Source organism: Pelomonas sp. Root1217 (genome assembly GCF_001425705.1).
Lineage (GTDB): Bacteria > Pseudomonadota > Gammaproteobacteria > Burkholderiales > Burkholderiaceae_C > Pelomonas.
Genome location: NZ_LMDC01000014.1, coordinates 1 through 4,811, shown reverse-complemented (window position 1 = coordinate 4,811; position 4,811 = coordinate 1). Strand labels below are relative to the sequence as shown.

Annotated in this window: 4 protein-coding genes and 1 pseudogene; 1 reads left to right on the top strand and 4 read right to left on the bottom strand. The window is 65.0% G+C overall.

The features are described 5' to 3' along the window. Positions 1 to 11: 11 nt before the first annotated feature. Positions 12 to 809: a tyrosine-type recombinase/integrase gene (locus ASC95_RS14215; RefSeq protein ID WP_082567801.1), complete on the bottom strand. Its 798-nt coding sequence runs from the start codon at positions 807 to 809 to the stop codon at positions 12 to 14. A 300-nt stretch (positions 810 to 1,109) separates the two neighbouring features. After that, positions 1,110 to 1,235 (bottom strand): hypothetical protein, encoded by a 126-nt coding sequence (locus ASC95_RS32260; RefSeq protein ID WP_255354531.1) that lies wholly within the window; start codon positions 1,233 to 1,235, stop codon positions 1,110 to 1,112. Positions 1,236 to 1,580: 345 nt separating this feature from the next. Here ASC95_RS32260 and ASC95_RS14210 point away from each other — a divergent pair, with 345 nt between their 5' ends. Continuing rightward, positions 1,581 to 3,578: an alpha-L-arabinofuranosidase C-terminal domain-containing protein gene (locus ASC95_RS14210; protein WP_056876179.1), complete on the top strand. Its 1,998-nt coding sequence runs from the start codon at positions 1,581 to 1,583 to the stop codon at positions 3,576 to 3,578. 135 nt (positions 3,579 to 3,713) lie between these two features. Here ASC95_RS14210 and ASC95_RS14205 read toward each other — a convergent pair whose 3' ends face one another. Continuing rightward, positions 3,714 to 3,899: a hypothetical protein gene (locus tag ASC95_RS14205; RefSeq protein WP_057298392.1), complete on the bottom strand. Its 186-nt coding sequence runs from the start codon at positions 3,897 to 3,899 to the stop codon at positions 3,714 to 3,716. Between the two features lie 77 nt (positions 3,900 to 3,976). Beyond that, a pseudogene (locus ASC95_RS14200) lies at positions 3,977 to 4,705 on the bottom strand (IS66 family transposase); the annotation flags it as partial. Positions 4,706 to 4,811 lie beyond the last annotated feature (106 nt).

Here is a 4,811-nt window from a genome sequence, read left to right as displayed (position 1 = left end):
ATATGCCGAGTTCAACCTGCGTGAGAAGCCTGCAATCCCCCCGATGACAGCGCCTTGCTCCCGCTACTCGGCATATTCCTTGACTCGGAATAGTGACGCAACGTGTGCATGGACACGCGCTTGTCGATCTTGGCCGCATCGGCGGCGGCGTGGATGGCGCGGTTGAGCTGACGGGTGCTCAGCGGGTCCATCGGATCCATGCCCGGGAACAGCCAGCCGTTGCGCAGGATCTTGCCCTGGGCGTGGCCGACGCGCCACCACACGCGCAGTCGCTCCAGCAGGATCGGCGGCAGCATGGCGTAACGATCCTTGCGGCCCTTGCCTTGCTCCACGCGCAGCGTCATGCGCTGGCTGTCGATGTCGCCGACCTTCAGCGAGATCACCTCGCTGGCACGCAGCCCGGTGCCGTAGGCCAGCGACAGCGCCGTCTGGTGCTTGAGGTTCCAGGCTGCCGCGATCAGGCGGGAGACCTCCTCGCGGCTGAGGACCACGGGCAGCGTGCGCGGCACGTGCACAGGCTGCATCTTGAGCATCAGCTCGGGGCGAGACAGCGTGATGTCGAAGAAGAACTTGAGCCCAGTGATCGTCGCGTTGAGGGTGATGGGGGAGCAACCTGTGTCGACCAGGTGCAGTTGGAAGTTGCGCAGGTCTTCTGCCGAGGCGGTGTCAGGCGAGCGTTGCAGGTGGGCGGCCAACTTGCGCACGGCACGCACGTAGGCTTGCTGGGTCTTGGGCTCCAGCTTGCGCATGCGCATGTCGTCGAGCATGCGCTGACGCAGCGGGGAGGCTGATTGAGTCGTCGAGTCCATGGTTGCTGCTCCGTCGATGAACGAGGCGGATTGCCTCGCCCATCAACTTCGCAGAAACCGCTCTGCAACGAACCATCACACCGTGGCCGGAGTGGCTACCGCGTGAGCGGTTTAGTCCGCAGGCTGGCGAGAGCCATTCACAGTTCGTCAGTTGAACGTCGGCTGCAGCGGCAAGCGGTCGCCCGCGGTGTGCCGGCGCCTATGACCGCTTTGCCTTCGAGCTCCGGCGCTCCTTGACTGGCCTCTGAGGCCTGGCGCCATCGTCCACCGTGTGCAGCGTCCGGAGGAAATTACAGCCGCTCAGCGTTTTTTTGTGGAGAGCGCATCCTGCAGCACGCTGGCCAAGCGCTCCGCGGAGGTCGGCTTGGCCAGCACCGTGAAGCCTTGAGCCATGGCCAGCCGGATCTGCTCGGAGTAGCCCGTCATCACGATGACGCAGTTGTGGTGCCGTCGGACCGGCTGCGGGACCACAATGTGGTAATACCAAAGTTGCTATGTGGCAAAGTGGCAAGACCGCAATTTGGTCAATCCGCAGCAGTGTCCTCCTTCATCTGCCCACCCAACATGCAACGCTGCGCCTGCATTGGCGCCTGTAAACGCTTGGCGAAGACTTCTGGTTCGGCCGCACGCTGCTGCATCCGACGATGCCGGCGTGTGCCGAAGCGCTCGGGCGCTTAGCCGTCGTTGGGCTGCGGACCTAGCCCGCCGTGGTCCGCCTCTTGTACCTCCATGCCACCTGTCGTAACGCCGATTCCTTGTTTGACTACTTCCATGAGAAACATCAATCTGACGTCCCTGTGCACGCTGGCCAGTGCGTTCCTTGCACTGCCGGCGAATGCTCAGTCGACCGGGGTTGCATCGCAGCCCGAGATCCATATCACGGCCGACCGGGTCAAGACCCGCATCAACCCCCGCATGTACGGTCTCATGACCGAAGAGATCAACTTTGCCTACGAAGGCGGCCTTTACGGTGAACTGATCCGCAACCGCAGCTTCAAGGGCGAAGCGGGTTACGCCTACCAGGCTGAGGAGCCGGTGTACTGGAACGCCGTCGGTGCGGCCGAGCTGGCCCTGGACAGGAACAACAAGCTCAACGACGCGCTGGACTTGAGCCTGGCGCTGACTCTCAAAAGCGCATCGCCCGAGCAGCCGGCGGGCATCCGCAACGGTGGCTACTGGGGCATCGGCCTCAAACCCGACACCAGCTACACCGTGTCCTTCTATGCCAAGGCTGAAGGCGAAATCGGCCCACTGCTGGCCTCGCTCGTCAAGGCTGGTGGCGCCTCGCTCGTCTCCGGCAAGGTGGACGGCGTCGGGCGCGACTGGAAGAAGTTCCAGATCACGCTGCGCACCGGCAGTGAGCTGGTGCCGTCCAAGGACAACGTCTTCACGCTCACCGCCAGCCGGCCGGGCAAGCTCTGGCTGCAACAGGTGTCGGTGTTCGGTCCCACCTACAAGAACCGCCCGAACGGGCTGCGCCCGGACCTGATGGAGCTGATGGCGGGCCTGAAGCCGAAGTTCCTGCGCTTTCCTGGCGGCAACTACGTCGAGGGCGACACCTTCGGGCAGCGCTTCGAGTGGAAGAAGACCATCGGCGACCCGGCGCAGCGGCCCGGCCACCGCAGCCCCTGGAACTATTGGTCCACCGACGGCATGGGCATGTTGGAATTCCTGCTGTGGTGCGAAGACCTCGGCATGGAGCCCCTGCTCGATGTGTTCGCGGGCTACGCCCTCAATGGCGAGCGGCTGTCCTCTGAAGAAGACCTGGCGCCCTTCGTGCAGGAAGCCTTGGACCAGATCGAATACATCATCGGCGGCGCTGACACCAAATGGGGCGCGCAACGCGCCAGGGACGGCCACCCCGAGCCCTTCAAGATGAGTCACGTCGAGATCGGCAACGAGGACGTCTTCGACAAGTCGGGCTCCTACGACAAGCGCTTCTCGATCTTCCACAAGGCGATCAAGGCCAGGTACCCGCAACTGACGCTCATTTCGACGATGGCGGCCAGCGCGACGCCTTCACAGCGCCCCGAGATGATCGACGACCACACCTACGCCTGGGGCGAGGCGCAGATGTACGAGCACCTGACCGACTACGACAAGCGCCCGCGTACCGACCCGAAGGTGTTCGTCGGCGAGTGGGCCACCCACCAGGGCTGGCCCATGCCGAACATGAGGGCCGCCATTGCCGACGCCGCCTACCTGGCCAGCCTGGAGCGCAATGCCGACGTGGTACAGATGGCGGCCTACGCACCGCTGCTGGCCAATCTCAGCCGGGTGTCGGGACACAGCCGCGACCGGTCCCTGCAATGGGCCACCAACCTGATCGGCTACGACGCGCTGAAGTCCTATGGCACGCCGTCGTACTACGTGCAGACCATGTTCTCCAGCCACCTGGGCGACGTGGTGCTGGAGTCCTCCGGGCGCGACATCCCGAACTGGACCAGTGACAACGGCAAGACCTTCCCGGCCCTGCACTGGGTGGTGACGCGCAAGGACGAGGCCGGCAAGCCGGGCCGCATCCAGATCAAGTTCGCCAGCCGCGCCGCCACCGATCAGCCGGTGCGCGTGAAGCTGACCGGCGTGAACAAGCTTGCACCCACGGCCCAGCTGACCGTGATGAGCTCGGCCAACCCCGATGCAGCCAACTCGCTGGACGAGCCGACCCGCGTCGCGCCGAAGACCCAGCCCCTCAAGGGCATTGCGCGCGAATTCACGCTGACGCTACCCGCCTACTCGGTGGGCGTCCTGGAGATTGAGACCCGGTGAACCGTCGGGCTGGATCCGAGGATCCGTAAACGGTCCAGTGCTGCTCGCTCAGGGGCTGCAGGCACTCGAAGAGTGCCAACGCCTGCGCGGGCGTCCAGTGTGTCGGCTGCGCCGACAGGGTGCCGCAGCGTGGCGTCACGGCTTGGCCTTGCGGGAGCCGGCGCGGACTTGGCCGCGCGCTGGCGCGTGCCGGTGATCATGCACGCTGGATCGCGTGCTCATCGTGCTGAACTGGCTGCTCACGTTCGCTGGAATATGCAGATCGTCTGGGTCGATCTCAAAAATCGTCGCATCGAGGCCGCCCTTGGTCTTGGTCTTCACGGGAGGGATGATCGGGATTGTTGGCATTTTTTTCCTCGGTAGGTCAAGAAGATAGCGTCGACATCACGCGGGCTCAGGTGACACGCGCCGTGGCCGGGCTTGAGCATCGCCACCGGCGTCTCGTCGGCATGCAGCACCGGCTGGCGCCGCAGTTCTGCGGCCAGGGCGTCCACCAGAGGCTGCAACTGCACGCCGCACTCGCCGACCCACTGGGCCAGTGTGGAGCGCGCGATGGCGTGGCCGGCACGCTCGAAGATGGCTTCCTGCCGGTACAGCGGAAGGTGATCGAGGTACTTGGCGACCAGCACCTGGGCCAGCAGGCCCGTCGTCGGCAGGCCCTTGTCGATGATGTGCGGCGCGACCGGTGCCTGCACGATCCGCTCGCAGCACTTGCACACCCACTTGCCGCGGATGTGGCGCTCGACGGTGAAGACGCCGGGCTGGTAGTCGAGCTTCTCGGCCACGTCCTCGCCGATGCGCTGCATCGCCTGCCCGCAGCCGCAGGCGGTGTTCGCGGGTTCATGGCGCACTTCGCGGCGTGGCAGGTGTGCCGGCAGCTTCTCGCGCCGAGGTTGTTGCCGTTCGCCCGCGGCGCGCCCTGGTTGCAGCGCCTCAATCTCGGCGGCCACGGCCGCGAGGTCACTGTCCAACGTCTCGTCCAGCAGGCTCTTCTGCTCGGCGCTGAACCGCTCGCTCTGCGCTGCGAACTTCAGCCGCTTGAGGATGGCGTTCTCGTGCGTGAGCTTCTCGATGACGGCCTGCTTGAACGCAGCCTCGGCGCGCGCAGCCCGCAGGGCATCGCGCAGTTGGTGGGTATGCGTCCGGACAAGTCACCTTGATGTCCGGTAGGCAGTCGTCGAGCTGGTGGCTCGTCAGACCGGGTGGGCAATTCGCCAAGGCTTAACGGATAAG